This is a genomic window from Aquabacter sp. L1I39, assembly GCF_017742835.1.
Taxonomy (GTDB): domain Bacteria; phylum Pseudomonadota; class Alphaproteobacteria; order Rhizobiales; family Xanthobacteraceae; genus L1I39.
Genome location: NZ_CP072392.1, coordinates 4,174,900 through 4,193,124, shown reverse-complemented (window position 1 = coordinate 4,193,124; position 18,225 = coordinate 4,174,900). Strand labels below are relative to the sequence as shown.

Below are 18,225 nucleotides of genomic sequence, written 5' to 3'. Positions count from 1 at the left end.
GCCCCAAATGCATTCTCCCGACACCATCTACGGCACCACCATCGTATCCGTGCGCAAGGGCAATCGGGTCGCCATTGCTGGCGACGGCCAGGTCACCCTTGGCCAGACGGTGCTCAAGGCCAATGCCCGCAAGGTGCGCCGGCTCGGCAAGGGCGATGTGATCGGCGGCTTTGCGGGGGCCACTGCCGACGCCTTCACGTTGTTCGAGCGCCTGGAAGCCAAGCTGGAGCAGTATCCCGGGCAGTTGCAGCGCGCGGCGGTGGAACTCGCCAAGGACTGGCGCACGGATCGCTATCTGCGGCGCCTGGAGGCCATGATGATCGTGGCTGACGCCAATATCACGCTGGTGCTCACCGGCACGGGCGACGTGCTGGAGCCCGAGGCCGGGGTGGCCGGCATCGGCTCGGGTGGCTCGTTCGCGCTGGCGGCGGCCCGGGCGCTGCTGGACCGGGAGGAGGATCCGGAGGCGATCGTGCGCCGCTCCCTGGAGATCGCCGCGGACATCTGCGTCTACACCAATCGCAACATCGTCATCGAGACCATCGGCGCCTGAGCCTCTCCCGCCTCCGCCTACAGCCTGTCGCGTTACGAAAGAAGACCCATGAGCGACTTTTCCCCCCGCGAGATCGTCTCCGAGCTCGATCGCCATATTGTCGGCCAGGGCAAGGCCAAGCGCGCGGTGGCCATCGCCTTGCGCAACCGCTGGCGCCGGCAGCAGCTCGAAGGCCATATGCGCGAGGAAGTGCTACCCAAGAACATCCTGATGATCGGCCCCACCGGCGTCGGCAAGACCGAGATTTCCCGCCGCCTTGCGCGCCTCGCCGGCGCGCCCTTCCTGAAGGTGGAGGCCACCAAGTTCACGGAAGTGGGCTATGTGGGTCGCGACGTGGAGCAGATCGTGCGCGACCTCGTGGAGGTGGGCATCGGCCTGGTACGCGATGCCAAGCGCAAGGACGTGCAGGCCCGCGCGCACCTGGCCGCCGAGGAGCGCGTCCTGGACGCCTTGGTGGGCGCCAACTCCTCATCCGCCACCCGCGAAGCCTTCCGCAAGCGCCTGCGTGCCGGTGAACTGGACGACAAGGAAGTGGAGATCGAGGTCCAGGCGGGCGGTCAGGGCATGCCCATGTTCGAGATCCCCGGCATGCCCGGCGCCCAGATGGGCGCGGTCTCCTTGGGCGACATGCTCGGCAAGGCCTTTGGTGGCCGCACCCGCACCCGCCGCGTGCTGGTGAAGGACGCCCATCCGCTGCTCCTGACCGAGGAAGCGGACAAGCTCATCGACCAGGAGGCCACCACCCAGGAGGCCATCCATGCGGTGGAGAATAACGGCATCGTCTTCCTGGATGAGATCGACAAGATCGCCGGCCGGGAAGGCCGCTCCGGTGCCGATGTCTCCCGTGAGGGCGTGCAGCGGGATCTCCTGCCCCTTATCGAGGGGACGACGGTCTCCACCAAGCACGGACCGGTGAAGACCGATCATATCCTCTTCATCGCCTCCGGCGCCTTCCATGTGTCGAAGCCCTCCGACCTGCTGCCGGAATTGCAGGGCCGCCTGCCCATCCGGGTGGAACTGGAGGCCCTGACCCGCGCCGACTTCGTACGCATCCTCACCGAGACGGAGGCGAGCCTCGTCAAGCAGCAGGTGGCACTCATGGCCACCGAGGGCGTGACACTCGACATCACCCCCGAGGCGGTGGAAGCCATTGCGGATGCTGCGGTCGAGGTGAATTCGAGCGTGGAAAACATCGGCGCCCGCCGGCTCCAGACGGTGATGGAGCGGGTGCTGGACGATCTGTCCTTCACCGCTCCCGACCGGTCGGGCGAGCGGGTGGTGATCGATGCGGACTATGTGCGCCAGCGGGTCAGCGATCTCGCCAAGAACGCCGATCTCAGCCGCTTCATCCTGTGAGCGGCTGCAATTGATCCGATACCGGGCCCCATTCGGGTGACCCGGCGCCTCGCCCGGATTTCAGCCGCGCGAGGTGCTCGGCGGAATGTCGCTCTGCACGTGCCCGGCGGCCTCGATCTCGCCGATCACCCGGGCCGCTGTCTGCGGCACTGGCAGCAGATGATGGATGGCCCGGCGCACACCGGCGAAGCCGCCGGGGGCGTCGCGGACCATGGCGGCCACCACCTGCTCTTCCTCTTCGGTCCGCCCCAGCGTGCGCAAGGCGAGGGCCTGGCCGATGCGACTGACGAGGCCAGGCTTGGCGGCGATCAACGGCAGGACGGTATTTGCCATCTTCGCGTCGGAGGTCAGGAATGCGCCAATGGCGAGATAGGCGTCCTGCGTGGCCGACCGCGACGCACCGTGCTCACGGGCGGCCAGCAGCATGGCTTCTCCCCGTTCCGGCTGCCCGAGGCCGACGAGGATCGCTCCCGCCGATGCCATGGTGTCGTAGTCCAGCGGGTTGAGCGTCAGTGCCTTGTCGGCGGAGGCCAAGGCCTCATCCGCGTCGCCCCGGGCGAAGGCCGAGGCTGCGAGGATACGCGCGGCGAAGGCACTGTTCGGCGCCAGGTCCGCACCGGTCTCTGCCTCCGCTTCAATGGCCGCAAGCACCGCCGGGTCGGGGTCGTGCTCCACGTCGGCCCGGAGGTCGTTCAGCAGCAGGAAGGCCTTGAGCGAGTGGACAACGCCATAGCCGTTGTCGTGACCCACCAGCCGGTCGATGCAGGCATGCGCCCCCTGCTTCTGCGCGGCATCCTCCCCCTTGATGACGGCGAAGGTCTGGGCGATGCAGGAGAAGCCGGATCCGGGCGCGTCGATCTTGGCCTGGGCGCGGGCACGGGTGGGTAGAACGCCGTGAAACTGCATCACGGCTGTGGCCACGTCGCGGACCACCCGCTGCTCCAAGTCGGCGCTCCGCTTCAGTCCATCCATCTCGGTAGACCAGACAATGACGCCGCTGCAACGGTCTGTCAGCCGGAAGAGAAGGGACTGGGTCCCGTTCTCATGGCCCTCGACAAGGCCGCCGAGGGAGAAGACCGACCGGGGCGGAACGCCGCGGCATTCGGCGGCGGCCGCTTCGGACCCGGGAGTCACCACATCCACGAAATCGAAGCGGGCGAAGGCGTCGCGCATGCGGGCCTCGAGCGCATGGATGTCGTCCGATGGCGGCGCCGGGTTGCCGGAAAGCTCGAAGGGCCGAACCTCCAGGATGGGCATGCCCATCCGGTCGGCGAGGTCTGCGGGGCTGAGGGCCCGGTTGCCGAAGGCGATGGTGACCGAGGACGGCCCGCTCTCAAGGGTGGGCGACAGGAGATAGACGGCCCCGGCCACAGCCAGGGCGCAGGCGCCGACGAGGTAGGGCCAAAGTCGCGCGCGCCCCCTGCGCTGCGGAGCCGGAAGCTCTTGTGGAGAAAGAGGTAGCGCGATTTCGGGCGGCAGATCGGGGCGGGCGGCGCGGTTGCGGAACAAGGGGACATAGGCGCCCTTGGGGATGACGATCTCGATGGCGTCACCGGTCCCGGCCCCGGAATAGTAACGCTCAAGTGACCGCCGCAGCCGGGTCGCCTCCACCCGCACGATGGGGTCGGACTGGGGATCGAAGGAGGTGGGGCGGCCGAGGGCTTCAACTGCGATGGTGTAGCCCTTGATCTCGTCCGCCCGCCCCGCCAGCGTGGTTTCAACCACATAGCGCAGGAAATCCGCCAGCCGGGGGGACGAGACGAACTCCTCCGAGCTCAGAACCCGTGCCAATGCCGCCCGCGCCTCGTTGGGTGAGGTAGCCTGTTCCTCGGGCAGATCTGAGCTTAGGGACGTGGTCGTCACGTTGTTCTTCACACGATGTCTGAACGGGCCATCCGGAACGGTGGCCGGGATGCGATACCTGACCTTAAGTCAGTTCATGGCATTTTTCGAGCCCGTCCGTCGCGCGGCCGGCCCGGTCCTGCGTGACGTGTTCCCTCCCGCCGCGCGCCCTGATAGCTTCCCAGCACCGCGGCGATTATGAGGCCGGTGGATCCGCCCTGCGGGCGGCAAGGAGACAATCATGGCTTTGGATGACGTGACGGACCGGATGGTGACGGGTGTCGTGCCGAACGATCTGGAAGCCTTCTGGATGCCGTTCACTGCTAACCGGGCTTTCAAGAAGCGTCCGCGCCTGATCGCCCGCGCCAAGGGTATGCACTATTACACGCCGGAGGGGAAACCCATTCTGGACGGCGTCGCCGGGCTTTGGTGCACCAATCCCGGCCATAATCGCGATGAGATCGTCGAGGCCATCCGCGCCTCCGCCTCCGAGCTGGACTTCGCCCCCACCTTTCAGTTCGGCCATCCCGCCGCCTTCACGGTGGCGAGCCGCATCGCCGCGCTGGCGCCCGCCGACCTCGACCACGTCTTCTTCTGCAATTCCGGTTCGGAGGCGGTGGATACCGCGCTGAAGATCGCGCTCGCCTACCAGAATGTGACCGGCCAGGGCTCGCGGACCCGCCTGATCGGCCGTGAGCGTGGCTATCACGGAGTGGGCTTCGGCGGCATTTCCGTGGGCGGCATCGTGCCCAACCGCAAGGCCTTTGGCACCCTCCTGACCGGCGTCGACCACCTGCCCACCACCTATGACCGCGCCCACCAGGCCTTCACCAAGGGCGAGCCGGACTATGGCGCGCATTTTGCCGACGAACTGGAGCGCATCGTCGCCCTGCACGACGCGTCCACCATCGCGGCGGTGATCGTGGAGCCCATGGCCGGCTCCACGGGCGTCATTCCCGCACCCAAGGGCTATCTCCAGCGCCTGCGCGAGATCTGCGACAAGCACGGCATCCTGCTGATCTTCGACGAGGTCATCACCGGCTTCGGGCGCCTGGGCCATGCCTTTGCGGCCGAGCGCTATGGCGTGGTGCCGGACATCATCACCTTCGCCAAGGGTGTCACCGCCGGCGCGGTGCCCATGGGCGGCGCCATTGTCCGCGGCAAGATCTATGAGGCCTTCATGAAGGGGCCGGAACACGTCATCGAGATGTTCCACGGCTATACTTATTCGGCCCACCCGCTGGCCTGTGCCGCCTCGCTGGCGACGCTGGACCTCTATGCCCGCGAGGATCTCTTCGCCCGCGCCAAGCGCCTGGAGCCGCTGTGGGCGGATGCGGTGATGAGTCTACGCGACAAGCCCGGGGTGGTGGACATCCGCACCGTGGGCATCACCGCCGGCATCGACCTTGCCCCCAAGACGGGCACACCGGGCCTGCGCGGCTATTCCACGCTGGAAACCGCCTTCCATGACCAGGGCATCATGGTGCGCTCCACCGGCGATACCATCGCCCTCACCCCGCCTCTCATCATTTCCGAGGCGCAGGTGGGCGAACTGATCGAGAAGGTGGGCGCGGCGATCACCGCCACCGCCTGAGGCAGTCCATTCAAAAAGGTCCTGCCCGTGGCGGCCGGGCCAGGTCCGCAAGGATCTGGTCCAGCCGCGATGGCCTGGAGGCATGCCAGGCGAACCTCGCACCCCGGGGAGGCCTGGCGGCACTGGCCCCGTTCAAATGAACGGTCGCACCTGCGGCGCAGCGACCTTCCGCGGCCCACGGTTGGACAAGATGGGCCGGAGCGCCGTGGGCAAGGAAAGTGTGTCCGGGATCCACAAGCCAAACCGCCGGGAGGAGGCGAAGCCCATGGCCGCCCATGACGGCGCGCCCCTCCCGCGCGGGGCCCAACATCGGAATTGGGTCTCATGGCCTGGCAGGATACGACACCCTGCCTGGGTCCCACGCCCCGGCAGCGGCCAACCGCAGACCCGCGCGGGCGCGCGCCCATGACGTTCCGCTGCCGGTTCGCTCCCAGTCCCAATGGCCGCCTGCACCTGGGCCATGCTTATTCCGCCCTCGTGAATCATGATGCCGCGCAGCGTTCCGCAGGGCGCTTCCTGCTGCGCATCGAGGACATCGACGCCACCCGGTCCCGACCGGAATTTGTCGCCGGCATCCGCGAGGACCTCCAATGGCTGGGCGTCCTGCCCCAAGAGCCGCCCCGCCACCAGAGCGGCCATCTGCCCGCTTATGCGGACGCGCTGGCGCGCCTTCGGAAGGCTGGCCTCCTCTATCCCGCCTTCGAGAGCCGGGCAGAGATCGCCGCGGAGGTGCGCCGTCGCGACCTCACAGCCCCCTGGCCGCGGGATCCGGACGGTGCGCCGCTCTATCCCTTCTCGCGCACCAGCCTCCCGGACAGCGCGCGGCAGAGACGCCTGGCGGAGGGCGCGCCCCACGTGCTGCGCCTCCATATGGACGCCGCCCTTGAAGCCGCAGGCGACGGCCTCTCCTGGCAGGAGGCGCCGGGCGATGCCCTCGCCCCGCCGGAGGCAGTGCGTGCAGATCCAGCGGCTTGGGGGGATGTCATTCTCGCCCGCCGCGACGTGCCGGGCAGCTATCATCTGTGCGTGGTCATCGACGATGCGCAGCAGGAGATCAGCCATGTGATCCGCGGAGCGGATCTGAAGCCGGCCACCGCCGTGCACCGGCTGCTCCAGCGCCTCCTTGGCCTGCCCGCGCCCATCTACCATCATCATGGGCTGATCCTGGACGCGGATGGCCGCAAGCTCTCCAAGAGCGCCGGCTCCACGAGCCTTGCGGAACTGCGGCAATCCGGCGCCACGCCCGGCACGGTCCGCGCCCGCCTCGGCTTCGCCTGAAGGGCGCGTTCAGCCGACGCCCAGGATGTACAGCCAGAAGGCGATGGTCACGAGGCCCAGGGCCGTGGACAGGGAGACGGCGCTGGCGCTGGTCTGCACGCCCGCCCCGTAGCGCTGGGCCAGCAGATAGGCATTGATGCCGCACGGCATGGCCGCAAACAGCACGGCCACCCCGGCCCAGACCGGCGGCATGGGCAGAAGCAGCGTCAGCAGCAGCACGAGGGCCGGATGCACGATGAGCTTCAGCGCCGAAATGATGGCGGTGGCCTTCAGGTCGCCCGACATGCCGTAGCGGTTGAGCGCAAGGCCGAGCGAAATGAGGGCGCAGGGCGAGGCCGAGGCGGAAATCAGATCGAGGATCTGCTTGGGCACCCCCGCCGCCTGCACCCCCAGCAGCTTGGCGATGCCGCCCGCATAGATGCCGAGCAGGATGGGATTGAGGGCAAGCGTTCGGAAGAGCTTGCGGGCGGTGGCCAGCGACAGGCCCGCGCTGCCCTCCACCAGCACGGTGGCCGCCACCAGCATCACCGGCAGGTGGATGGCGATGAGCAGGAACAAGGGCACCGCCCCTTCCTCGCCATAGGCCTTGAGAATGAGCGGCACGCCCAGGAAGACCGTATTGGCCTGCCCGGCGGAAAAGCCGTGCACCACCGCTTCCGTCCGGCTGCGGTGGAAGACCTTGATGGCCAGCACCATGGCAATGCCGAACACCGCGAACGCGCCGGTGAAATAGGCGATCCAATACCCCCAGGGCTGCGCCTCGGGCAGGCGGGATTCGCTCAAGGTCTTGAAGATGAGAATCGGCACGGCGAGGCCGAACACATATTCGGCCAAGCCATCCGACGCCTTGTCGGAGATCAGGCGCGTCTTGGCAGAGACGAAACCCATCGCCACCACGCCGAACACCGGAAGCACCACGAGGGCGATGTCTGCGAGGATGGCACCCATTTGGATCGGATCTCAGGCCGCCGTGCTCAGGGTCACGGTGCAGGGGGCAAGGACGGGGGCAAGGGCGGCGGCACGCACCGTCACCATCGCCTCCATGCGGGCCAGGAGGCGCGCCGCAAGGTCGGGGGTGGCCGAAAAGGCGATCTCGATGCTCAGAACCCCGCTCTCATGCTCGGACCGCACCGAGCCGGGGAGAACATCATGGATCACGAACGGCTCCAGGAGACGCAGCAGCGCATTGGAACAGGGCTCGGCTTCGACCACGAGACGATGAGACGCGACGCCGGACGGCGTGCCGGAAGACATGGACATGGAAGGACTCACATGCAGATGGGAAGAGAAAAGCGTCAGTTCTCCCGGCCGACCTGGTCGACCGGGCGGAGAATTCGACGCTGCGCCGGAATGGCGTTCCGCCTCTCTGCCTGCATGCTGCACATGGCCGGCAAACTAGGCGCATGCACCGAAGGCGTCAACCGAGAGGCCCGTTGCGGGCGCGCCGAAAATCCCTAGATGACATGCGATGGCCGGAACCCAGCGCGGACTTTGCCGTTTGGGGGTCAGGCCATCTTGGAGGGGCACATGGGTATCTTGTGGACCATCATCATCGGTTTCGTGGCGGGCATCGTGGCGAAGCTCATCTATTCCGGCCCCAATGAGCCGCAGGGTTTCATTCTCACGACGGTGCTGGGCATCGTAGGCGCCATGGTCGCCACCTATCTCGGTCAGGCGATCGGGTGGTACGAGGCTGGCCAGGGCGCCGGCTTCATCGGCGCGGTGGTCGGCGCCATCATCGTCCTGATCGCCTGGGGCCAGCTCGCCCGGCGGTGAGCGCCACCCCGGTAAGGGGGCGCTACAAGAGTGCGTGACGCGCGGTCGGCTGTGGCGCCGGCCGCTTGGCGCACAGGGGAATGAGGGGGTAAAAGACAAAGAGGGGTCGCACCCACAGGAGAGGCGTGCTTGATGTCAACCGTAGCCAGCCAGGACGGATATGGGCGCGCCAGCGATGCCGCAGCCGCGTCGCCGTGCCCTGGCGCGGAGGCGGTCGAAGCAGGCGGTCCACTCGGCCCCCTGCGCATGGCCCTCCTTGCCGCGCTGGGCCTCGTGCTGCTCGCTGGCACGGGCTGGCTGTGGGCGCGTCACGGCGGGACGGTTTTCTTCGACACCCTCACTGCTGGCTTGGGCACCTGCCTGTGATGCCGTGAAAGCACATCGACATGGGCGCCGGCCGCGCTGCCCCGGATGCCTCCCGGCCATCTGCCGATTCCCCTTGTTCGTCCGTTCCCGGTAACGGGTTCGCTCGTTGCCCCGCCCGGAGCCTGTTCATGTCCCCCCGTTCCAAGCTTCTCATCCCCCTGTCGGCCTTTGCCGTCGGCGCCCTCCTGCTGGTGATCGCCGCCACCGCGCTGATGCCGTCCCGTCAGACGGGCACCGGAGGCTCGGGCTCGGCGAGCGTGGGCGGACCGTTCCGCCTCGTGGATCAGACCGGCGCGACGGTCACCGAAGCGGACCTCAAGGGCAAACTGACGCTGATCTTCTTCGGCTTCACCCACTGCCCGGACATCTGCCCCACCTCGCTCTTCGAGATGTCGGAGATCCTGAACGCCCTCGGCCCCGACGCATCCAAGGTGCAAGCCATGTTCGTGACGGTGGATCCGGAGCGGGATACGCCGGAGGTGATGAAGGCCTATCTGAGTTCCTTCAATCCGCAGGTCCGGGGCCTCAGCGGCACGCCGGAGCAGATCGACGCCATCAAGCGGGCCTACCGCGTTTATTCCAAGAAGGTCCCTCTGGATGGAGGCGACTACACCATGGATCATACGGCGGTGATCTATCTCATGGACAAGTCCGGGTCCTTCCTGGCTCCCTTCAACGCCAAGCGCCCGCCCGCGGAGGCGGCGGCCGATCTACGTCGCAATCTTTGACGGGCGGTCGGCCACCTGAGGCGCGCCGGCGGCGCGGCGCTTGGAGAGCCCGTGCTCGGTCTTGTCCCAATGATAGGGCGCGGTGACGAGGCCGTGGACCGCCCGCCAGGTGGCAAGACTCTGCAGCAGCCAGTAAAGCGGCACGAAGGGCAGCACCCACAGGTGCGCCACCATCCGGCGGCGCCGGGCGCCGAGGATGGTCGAGGCGGCCATCACCCCATAGCCGAGCAGCAGGTTGGTGTAGCTCATGGCGGACGTGAGCACCTGCGCCATCGAGCCGGGCACCCGCCAGAAGCCCCCGGCGGCCATGTCATAAGCCACCACCGCCAGGCACAGCGGGTGCACCAGCACGGCCAGAATCGGCGCCGCCATCACCAGCCCGGAGCCGAGCGCAGTCAGTGGCCCCAATTCCCGGCAAAGGCGGCCGGGATGGCGGCCATGAACCATCAGCGTCTGCATCCAGCCCTTCATCCAGCGGCCCCGTTGGCGCAGCCAGGCGCCCACCGTGACCGGGGCTTCCTCCTGGGTGGTGGAGGCGATGGTGCGGGTGCGCCACCCCATGCGGGCGAGCCGCAGGCCGAGATCGGCGTCCTCGGTAACGTTGAACGGATCCCATCCCCCCACATCCTCCAGCGCGTCGCGCCGGAAATGGTTGGAAGTGCCGCCGAGCGGCACGGGAAGGCCAAAGGCGGCCAGCGCCGGGATCAGCACGTCGAACTGCACCGCATATTCCAATGCGAAGCAGCGGCTGATGAGGCTGTCGCCGGCATTGTCGATGGCGAGGCGCGCCTGCACGCAGCCCAGGCGCCGCCCTCCGGTGGCAAAGGCGGCCACCGCCTCGCGCAATTGGCGGGGATGGGGCACGTCCTCCGCGTCGAAGACGGCCACCAGGGTTCCCCGCGCGAACGGGAGCGCCGCGTTCATCGCCTTCGGCTTGGTGCGTGGTCCGATGTCCGGGGCCACCACCACCTCGAAATGGGCCGGCAAGGGCGCGGCGACCAATGCGCGCAGTAGGTCGTGGTCGTCCGGCTCCACCACCATCTTGATGTCCAGCTTCTCCAGCGGATAATCGAGCGCCAGCAAGGCCTCGCGCAGCCGCGGCAGCACCGCCACCTCGCGATAGAGGGGAACGATGAGGGTATAGACGGGCAGCCGCCCCTCCTCGCCCGCATCCCTCGTGTCCGGCAAGGCGGCGGTTTCCGCGGGCACCAGGCACGCCGCCGCCTTCAGCCCGAGGGTGGCGAGGAACAGCGCGGACAAAGCGCCGGGGAGCGCAGCAGCGGCGAGGGCCGGCGCAAGGAGGGCCAGCAGGGCGGACAGGAGCACCAGGGCAAGCGCCAGGCGCAGAAGCACTCGTCCGGGGCGCAAGGTCTGCGCGGACAGGTCCGGCGCCCGGTCCCGCAGGCCGAACGCGGCGAGGGCGCCGAAGTCCGCCGCGCATTCGCGCCGCACCTGGGACCGGAAACGCTCCGGCGAAACCAAATGGAGGCGCGCGTGCAGGCTCGGATCCTCCGCGAGGGCGCGGCGCAGCCGCCGCAGCACCCGCCCGCGCGCGCCAAGGACGATGCGCGGGTCCGTCCCCTCCCGCGGCGCCAGGGCAAAGCCCAGCGCGAGCGCAGCGGGTCCGCCCCCGGCGGACAGGCCGAGCGGCGCATCGGGCGCCGGGGCGAGCCCCAGATGGGCGCCTTGCCAGGCCGCCGCGGTGTCGGCATGAACGAAGCCATGCGCCACCAGCACCTCATCGGCGCTGACCCCGAGGGCCCTGGCCCGCGCAGTGGCCCAGCGCAGCGTCGGCGCATCCACCAGCGGCGCGAGCGCTTTGACCTCGAGCGGCATCCCCGCGCCGCCGCCATCCCCGCCAGCCGGATGACGCGCAATGCGTGGCGCGCGCGGCACCGACTTGCGGCGCTCGCCTGCCTCTTCCAACATGCCCCACCCTCCCAGCCCGGGAGCCCCAGCATGCCGAAGCCTAAGATGAAGCAACCGATCCGGACAGCATCAAGATTGTGCAACCTTGCTTTTGGGATGCTGGCGTGTGCGGCATGTCTCGGCGGCTTATGCGCGAGTGCCGCTACGGCATGGGCGCAAGGCGCGGTGGTGCCCAATTTCTGGAACGTGGAGCGACGGGTGGAGCGACCGGACGCCACCCGCCTTCCCACCTCCATTCGCTTCCTGACCTCCGACGATTATCCCCCCTTCAACTTCGTCGGCCAGGATGGGGCGCTGCTCGGCTTCAACGTGGACCTCGCCCGCGCCATCTGCGCCGAGCTTTCGCTCACCTGCACCATCGAGGCCGCCGCCTTCGATACCCTGCTGGATGGCCTCGACCAGAACCGGGGCGATGCGGTGATCGCCGGACTCGCCTCCACGCCGGCCAGCCGCCAGCGGGCGGACTTCAGCGAGCGCTATCTCGGCACGCCCGCCCGGTTCGTCGCCCGCCGGGCCAACGCCATCTCCCAGGTCACGCCGGAGGCGGTGGCGGCCAAGCGCGTGGCGGTGGTGCAGGGCACGGCCCACGAGGCCTATCTGCGTGCCTTCTTCAACGAGGCCGCCATCCGCCCCTATCCGGACGGGGCGGCGGCGCGGGAGGCGCTGAAGAAGGGCGAGGTGGACCTCCTGTTCGGCGATGGCATCGGGCTCTCCCTCTGGCTCAACGGAACGAGCTCGGAGAATTGCTGCGCCTTTGCGGGCGGCCCCTTCACCGAGAGCCGGTATTTCGGGGACGGCCTCGCGGTGGCGGTGAAGAGCGGCAATGACCAGTTGAAGCGCGCCATCGACTACGCCCTTCAGCGCATCTGGGAAAAGGGCGTCTATGCCGACCTCTATCTGCGCTGGTTCCCTGTGGGCTTCTACTGACCGCCAGCGCGCGCGGCGTGAGCTTGGCGGCGCTGGCGCGAATGGGTACCACTCGGCGGATCGGTCGGCGCACAGAACGGGGATGCCATGAATGCCTTGACCCTGGCCCTCATCGCCTTTCTCGCCATGGCGGGCGCGGCCGCGTGTGGGTGCGTGCTGGCGCGCCGGATGCCGCCGGATTATCTGGGCGGCGAATCCATCAAGAGCCTGCGGGCTGCCATGGCTCTGGTGGCCACCATGACGGGCCTCATCCTGGGCCTGATGGTCAATTCCTCCCGCTTTCAATATTCGGATGCGGAGAAGGACGTGCAGATGTACGCCACCACGCTCATGCGGATGGACATTGAGCTGACCAATTTCGGCGGACCGGCCTGCGCGCTGCGAGGTAATCTGCGGGCCTTCATCGAACAGTTGCTGCTCCAGACCTGGCCGATGCCTGGAACCGCCAACGCCACCACGCCCCTGCCGGAACTGGCGCGCAAGCTGGAGCAACTCACCCCTCAAGGCCCGGCGCTGCCGGCACGGCCCACGCCATCTGGCACGGTTCAAGAGACCGCCGGCGACACGGCCAAGGGCGGGGAAAAAGGCTCGGCCTCCACATTGCTTCTCAACCTGACCCGCGAGCTGGGGCACCTGCCACCGGAGAACGACATCCGCCGGACGCTGATCTCGCTTGGTCACCAATTGATGGAATATCGGTGGCGCATCAGCGATTTCACCAGCAACCGCGCACCCACCGCCTTCATCGGCGCCGTGATCTGCTGGCTGGCGCTGCTCTATGGAATCCTCGGCGTGTTCGCGCCTCGCACGCCCTTGGTCCTGTTCGGCTTCCTGGCCGCCATCGCCTGCATTGCCAGCGCCATCTATCTGGTGCTGGAAATGGATGATCCGTTTTCCGGGCAGTTGCGCGTGCCCCGGGCGCCCATCAGCGATGTCCTGACCTTCATGGCCTCGCAACCTTGCCCGAGCGAAGCCCCGCCGGCGGCGACCTTCTCCGCCCCGTCCGGCCCCTGAGGCGCACGCGGCGTCAGGGTGCGCCCGTGGCACCGCCACGGGTCAGGAGCTGCGCCATGCGCGCGATGGCCGGGGCATCATCCCCAATGCGTCCGGTGGTGAGGCGAAACCAATTGAAGCCCACATAGAGTGCGACGAGGTCCTCGATGGCGTCCGCCGCAATCTCTCCCCGTCCCACTGCGCGCGCGAACATGGCCCGCACATCCTTCAGCCGCTCGGGCAGGAATTTTTCCCGCAGGAGGATCTGCGCCGCCTCCCCCGCCTGCGCTTCCGCGATAAGCCCCCGGAAGGCGCGGCCCGTGGGGGTGTCGCGCCAGAAGGTCCAGAGGGCGCGCGTGTAAGCGAGCAGGTCGCCCGGCAAGGTGCCGGTGTCCGGCGCTGTCATGGTGGCCGCCTTCTCGGCGGAATAAACCTCCATCAGAAGGTCCGCGCGGGTGGGCCACCAGCGATAGAGGGTTGGCTTGCCCGCACCGGCCCGGCGCGCCACCTCGTCGAAGGAGAAGCCCGCATAGCCGCGCTCCTCCAGCAAGTCGCGCGCCGCCGCGATGATCGCCGCCTCGGTGGCGGGGTTACGGCGGGCGCCAATGGAGGCCCGGCGTTCGGTCTTGGCCTGATGCTCCGGCACGCTGGTCTCCCCGGCGCGGCTGCGCACTTTCCTCTTGCATAACGAAACGGTTCGTATATATCAAATCTCAATCGAAACGGATCGTTTCGTTTATGCAAGAGATCACGCCATGCCGCTGCTCGCTTTTCTCGGCCATATCCGCTTTCTCGGCATCCTGATGGCGGGGGCCTATACGCTCATCAACCTCCTGCTCGAACTTCTGGCGCCCCTCACCGCCGGCTGGACCCATTGGGGCACGACGCTCCTGGCGGTGCCGTTCATGGTGGTGGGCATGGTGCATCTGGTCATCCCGCTGGCCCGCCGCCGCCCCAAGTAAAGCACGCGTTCCCAGGCCCCCGCGCCGCGTTGACGGAGCGGCCTGGGGGCGATTAGAGGCTGAGGCATGCGGGTCGAATCGCCCCGGCCCGCCCTTTGCGCCTCTAAATCGTTGATAGAGAGCCCTTCACGACCTAAATCGAGGCGGTGCCTCGGCGTGGAGGATGGAGCCTCTCGTCGCGGCCCGCTTGGGAGCCTTGCCGTCATGACCGAACCCTCGTCCGCCCTCGCCGATCCGGCCGATCTCGCCCGCGAGCTGAAGGCGGTCGCCGAGACCGCCGCCGCCTGGCCGTTCGAGGAAGCCCGGAAAATCGTCGAACGGCTGAAGCGCCATCCCAAGGACGAGGTGCTGTTCGAGACCGGCTACGGTCCCTCTGGCCTGCCCCATATCGGCACCTTCGGCGAGGTGGCCCGCACCACCATGGTGCGCCATGCCTTCCGCATCCTCACCGAGGACAAGATCCCCACCCGCCTCCTGTGCTTCTCGGACGACATGGACGGCATGCGCAAGATTCCGGAGAATGTGCCGGATCCCGCCGCGCTGAAGCCCTATCTCCAGATGCCGCTGACCCGCGTGCCGAACCCGTTCGGCGGCGGCTATGCCAGCTTCGGCGACCACAATAACGCCATGCTGCGGCGCTTTCTGGACACGTTCGGCTTCGCGTACGAATTCGCCAGCGCTACGGAATACTACGCCTCCGGCAAGCTCGACCCCGTGCTGCTGAAGGCGGCGGAAAAGTACGAGGCCATCATGGAGGTGATGCTGCCGACCCTCGGCGAGGAGCGGCAGGCCACCTATTCGCCTTTCCTGCCCATCTCTCCCCTCTCGGGCCGGGTGCTCTACGTGCCGCTGAAGGCGGTGGACGCCAAGGCGGGCACCATCACCTTCGACGACGAAGACGGCACCGAGACCACGCTGCCCGTCACCGGCGGCAAGGTGAAGCTGCAGTGGAAGCCGGACTTCGGCGCCCGCTGGGCCGCGCTCGACGTGGACTTCGAGATGTTCGGCAAGGACCATCAGACCAACGCCCCCATCTATGACCGCATCTGCGAGATCATTGGCGGCGTGGCGCCGGAGCATTTCGTCTATGAGCTGTTCCTGGACGAGAAGGGCCAGAAGATCTCCAAGTCGAAGGGCAATGGCCTGACCATCGACGAGTGGCTGACCTATGCGAGCCCGGAGAGTCTGGCGCTCTACATGTTCCAGTCCCCCCGCTCGGCCAAGAAGCTGCATTTCGACGTCATCCCCAAGGCGGTGGACGAATATTTCAACTTCCTGGCCCGCTATCCCACGCAGGACTGGAAGACCCGCCTCGGCAATCCGGTGTGGCACATCCATGCAGGCAACCCGCCGGTGGAAGAGCTGCCTCTGTCGTTCGGGCTGATGCTGAAGCTCGCCTCCGCCTCCAATGCGGAGGACAAGGGCGTGCTGTGGCGCTTCATCGAGCGCTACGCGCCGGGGGTTTCGGCGTCCACCCATCCGACATTGGACAAGCTGGCCGGCTATGCGGTGCGCTATTTCGTCGATCGGGTGAAGCCGCACCGCACCTATCGCCTGCCGGACGAGACCGAGGCGGAGGCGCTCAGCGCCCTCGACGCGGCGCTGTCCGTGCTGGATGGGGAGGATCGCGAGGCGATCCAGAATGCGGTGCTCGACGTGGCCCGCGCCATTCCGCGCTACCAGGATCTGAAGAAGAAGGGTCCCAATGGCGGGCCGGGCGTTTCCTTCGCCTGGTTCAGCGCGCTCTACGAATTGCTGCTGGGCGAGAAGGAAGGGCCGCGCTTCGGTACCTTCGTGGCCGCCTATGGCATTCCCGAGACGCGGGTACTGATCGCCAAGGCGCTCGCCGGGGAACTTGTCCGTAGCTGAATGGTGCGGCGCGCGGCAACGCCGCGCGCCGAACGGCCTGCGACATCTCACACCAGGATCTCGGCGACCCTTCCCATTGCCCGGCGCCCATGGTATTTTGAATTAAGTCCATGGATTTAATGTTTATTGGAGAGAGCCATGACGCTGCGCCTGGGAGATGTGGTCCCCGATTTCACCGCCGAGACCACGCAGGGCCCGGTCAGCTTCCATGAGTGGCTGGGCGATGGCTGGGGCGTGCTGTTCTCGCACCCGAAGAACTTCACCCCGGTCTGCACCACTGAACTCGGCCAGGTGGCGCACCTGAAGGGCGAGTTCGACAAGCGTGGCGTCAAGGTCATCGGCCTGTCCGTGGACAGCCTCGACAACCATCCCGCCTGGGTCCAGGACATCGCCGATGCCACCGGCGCGCAGCTCAACTTCCCGCTGATCGCCGATGCCGACCGCAAGGTCTCCGACCTCTATGACCTGATCCACCCCAATGCGAGCGACACCGCCACCGTGCGCTCGGTGTTCGTGATCGGGCCGGACAAGAAGCTGAAGCTCACCCTCACCTATCCGGCGAGCACGGGCCGCAACTTCCAGGAAATCCTTCGGGTGATCGATTCCCTCCAGCTGACCGCCCAGCACGCGGTCGCAACCCCGGTGGACTGGAAGCAGGGCGATGACGTCATCATCGTCCCCTCCGTCTCCGACGAGGCGGCCAAGGCCAAGTTCCCCGGGGGCTGGAAGACGGTGAAGCCCTATCTGCGCGTGGTGGCCCAGCCCGGCAAGTGAGGCCCGTTTCCTCAAGGCCTTTCGCCCGTGCGCGTGGCGTTCATGCGCCACGCGCATCAATGCGCAGAAAACACGCATTGGACTTTGGTCTAAGCTCAGCTGAAATCCCCGGTGAATGCCCCAGCTGAAGGGTCTGGGGCATTCCCACAATCGCCTGGACTCCGGCCGAAGCGCCGGGGCGGACCGGGTTCATGGAGATGCCACCGGCATCCGGGGAGGCCTGAATGAAGTCCACGCTTGCAGCCGCCGTCACGTCAACGCTTGTGGCCTGCGCCGCCGCAATCGGCCCTGCCCCTGCTCTGGCACAGCAGCCGCCCATCAGCCTGAAGGCCATGGGCTCCTTCCACATCGGCGGCAAGACGTTCGAGATCTCGGGCAAGCCGGTGAAGGAGGTCCTGTTCTCGCCCGGCGGCGTGCCGGCCAAGATCGACCCCAACGGCACCTACATCGCCGGTCAGATGTATGTGCAGTATTTCATTCCCCAGGAGGAGCGCGGCGCCTATCCCCTGCTCATGTGGCACGGCGGCGGGCTCACGGGCGTGACCTATGAGACCACGCCCGATGGCCGCGAGGGCTGGCTCAACTATTTCCTGCGCAAGGGCTGGGCGGTCTATAATTCCGACGCCGTGGAGCGCGGGCGCTCCGGTTGGGCACAATATCCGGACATCTTCCAGGGCGAGCCGGTCTTCCTGACCGTCTCCGGCCCCTTCGACCGCTTCCGCATCGGCGATGGCGCGGGATCCTGGTCGGACGATCCGGCCAAGCGCAAAGTGCTGCCGGGCAACCAGTTCCCGGTGGATGCCTACACCCAGTTCATAAAGCAGAACGTGCCGCGCTGGACCACGACGGACAGCCTGATCCTTGACGCCTACAGCCAGGAGATCGAAAAGGTCTGCCCTTGCGTCATCCTCGTGCACAGCCAGGCCGGCAAGTTCGGCTTCGACATGGCCCAGAAGCACCCGGACAAGGTGAAGGCCCTCATCGCCGTGGAGCCCGCCGCCGTGGGAGATCCGAAGCTGGCGGCCAAGCTGGCCGGCGTGCCGGTCCTCATGCTCTACGGCGACTATATCGAGAGTGACAGCCGCTGGCCCACCATCCGCCAGCGCGGCATGGACTTCGCCAAGCTGATCCGCGATGCCGGCGGCACGGTGGACGTGGTGAACCTCCCCGAGAAGGGCATCAAGGGGAACAGCCACATGATCATGATGGATCGCAACAGCGACGAGGTGGCCGGCCTCATCCAGAACTGGCTGGCCGAGAAGAAGCTGTATCGCTGAG

The 18,225-nt window shown here is 67.4% G+C and carries 18 protein-coding genes; 13 read left to right on the top strand and 5 right to left on the bottom strand.

All coding sequences use genetic code 11. The features are described 5' to 3' along the window. The first annotated feature begins 7 nt into the window (after positions 1-7). On the top strand, positions 8-553 hold the full coding sequence (gene hslV, locus J5J86_RS19015; protein WP_209100829.1) for an ATP-dependent protease subunit HslV: 546 nt from the start codon (positions 8-10) through the stop codon (positions 551-553). Between the two features lie 48 nt (positions 554-601). After that, a complete protein-coding gene (gene hslU / locus J5J86_RS19010; RefSeq protein WP_209100827.1) occupies positions 602-1,909 on the top strand; it encodes an ATP-dependent protease ATPase subunit HslU in 1,308 nt (435 codons plus the stop codon). A gap of 60 nt (positions 1,910-1,969) precedes the next feature. On the opposite strand, the gene J5J86_RS19005 is transcribed toward hslU, so the two are convergent. Next, the gene (locus J5J86_RS19005) at positions 1,970-3,772 is read right to left on the bottom strand and encodes a hypothetical protein (RefSeq protein ID WP_209100825.1); all 1,803 of its coding nucleotides are present in this window, start codon (positions 3,770-3,772) and stop codon (positions 1,970-1,972) included. 220 nt (positions 3,773-3,992) lie between these two features. Between J5J86_RS19005 and J5J86_RS19000 the strand changes: the two genes are divergently transcribed. Both J5J86_RS19000 and gluQRS read left to right on the top strand, forming a co-directional pair. After that, a complete protein-coding gene (locus J5J86_RS19000; RefSeq protein WP_209100823.1) occupies positions 3,993-5,345 on the top strand; it encodes an aspartate aminotransferase family protein in 1,353 nt (450 codons plus the stop codon). Between the two features lie 405 nt (positions 5,346-5,750). After that, the gene (gene gluQRS / locus J5J86_RS18995) at positions 5,751-6,623 is read left to right on the top strand and encodes a tRNA glutamyl-Q(34) synthetase GluQRS (RefSeq protein ID WP_209100821.1); all 873 of its coding nucleotides are present in this window, start codon (positions 5,751-5,753) and stop codon (positions 6,621-6,623) included. A gap of 9 nt (positions 6,624-6,632) precedes the next feature. Here gluQRS and J5J86_RS18990 read toward each other — a convergent pair whose 3' ends face one another. Both J5J86_RS18990 and J5J86_RS18985 read right to left on the bottom strand, forming a co-directional pair. Then, positions 6,633-7,571: an AEC family transporter gene (locus J5J86_RS18990; protein WP_209100819.1), complete on the bottom strand. Its 939-nt coding sequence runs from the start codon at positions 7,569-7,571 to the stop codon at positions 6,633-6,635. 12 nt (positions 7,572-7,583) lie between these two features. Next, a complete protein-coding gene (locus tag J5J86_RS18985) occupies positions 7,584-7,883 on the bottom strand; it encodes a hypothetical protein (RefSeq protein ID WP_247657711.1) in 300 nt (99 codons plus the stop codon). Positions 7,884-8,150: 267 nt separating this feature from the next. On the opposite strand from J5J86_RS18985, the gene J5J86_RS18980 reads away from it, so the two are divergent. The 3 genes from J5J86_RS18980 to J5J86_RS18970 all read left to right on the top strand — a co-directional run bounded on the left by J5J86_RS18980 (position 8,151) and on the right by J5J86_RS18970 (position 9,493). Beyond that, entirely contained in the window at positions 8,151-8,399 is a 249-nt protein-coding gene (locus tag J5J86_RS18980) for a GlsB/YeaQ/YmgE family stress response membrane protein (RefSeq protein WP_209100817.1), read from the top strand. Positions 8,400-8,531: 132 nt separating this feature from the next. Next, complete coding sequence (locus J5J86_RS18975; protein WP_209105530.1) at positions 8,532-8,765, top strand: hypothetical protein; 234 nt, start codon at positions 8,532-8,534, stop codon at positions 8,763-8,765. 128 nt (positions 8,766-8,893) lie between these two features. Further along, positions 8,894-9,493, top strand: a complete 600-nt coding sequence (locus J5J86_RS18970) for an SCO family protein (RefSeq protein ID WP_209100815.1) — start codon at positions 8,894-8,896, stop codon at positions 9,491-9,493. Here J5J86_RS18970 and J5J86_RS18965 read toward each other — a convergent pair. After that, positions 9,476-11,422: a glycosyltransferase gene (locus J5J86_RS18965; RefSeq protein WP_209100813.1), complete on the bottom strand. Its 1,947-nt coding sequence runs from the start codon at positions 11,420-11,422 to the stop codon at positions 9,476-9,478. The genes J5J86_RS18970 and J5J86_RS18965 overlap by 18 nt on opposite strands. A 168-nt stretch (positions 11,423-11,590) precedes the next feature. On the opposite strand from J5J86_RS18965, the gene J5J86_RS18960 reads away from it, so the two are divergent. Next, entirely contained in the window at positions 11,591-12,349 is a 759-nt protein-coding gene (locus J5J86_RS18960) for a transporter substrate-binding domain-containing protein (RefSeq protein WP_247657709.1), read from the top strand. An 87-nt stretch (positions 12,350-12,436) separates the two neighbouring features. Continuing rightward, complete coding sequence (locus J5J86_RS18955; protein ID WP_209100808.1) at positions 12,437-13,363, top strand: bestrophin-like domain; 927 nt, start codon at positions 12,437-12,439, stop codon at positions 13,361-13,363. A gap of 13 nt (positions 13,364-13,376) precedes the next feature. Here the strand turns inward: J5J86_RS18955 and J5J86_RS18950 are convergent, their stop codons facing one another. Then, on the bottom strand, positions 13,377-13,988 hold the full coding sequence (locus tag J5J86_RS18950; protein ID WP_209100807.1) for a TetR/AcrR family transcriptional regulator: 612 nt from the start codon (positions 13,986-13,988) through the stop codon (positions 13,377-13,379). 109 nt (positions 13,989-14,097) lie between these two features. On the opposite strand from J5J86_RS18950, the gene J5J86_RS18945 reads away from it, so the two are divergent. From J5J86_RS18945 to J5J86_RS18930, 4 genes are all read left to right on the top strand, one after another. Next, positions 14,098-14,304 (top strand): hypothetical protein, encoded by a 207-nt coding sequence (locus J5J86_RS18945; protein ID WP_209105529.1) that lies wholly within the window; start codon positions 14,098-14,100, stop codon positions 14,302-14,304. A 204-nt stretch (positions 14,305-14,508) separates the two neighbouring features. Continuing rightward, complete coding sequence (locus J5J86_RS18940; protein WP_209100805.1) at positions 14,509-16,173, top strand: lysine--tRNA ligase; 1,665 nt, start codon at positions 14,509-14,511, stop codon at positions 16,171-16,173. Positions 16,174-16,311: 138 nt separating this feature from the next. Next, positions 16,312-16,947, top strand: coding sequence for a peroxiredoxin (locus tag J5J86_RS18935; protein ID WP_209100803.1), 636 nt, complete (start codon positions 16,312-16,314; stop codon positions 16,945-16,947). 224 nt (positions 16,948-17,171) lie between these two features. Further along, positions 17,172-18,224, top strand: a complete 1,053-nt coding sequence (locus tag J5J86_RS18930) for an esterase (RefSeq protein WP_247657706.1) — start codon at positions 17,172-17,174, stop codon at positions 18,222-18,224. The last annotated feature ends 1 nt before the right edge of the window (position 18,225 follow it).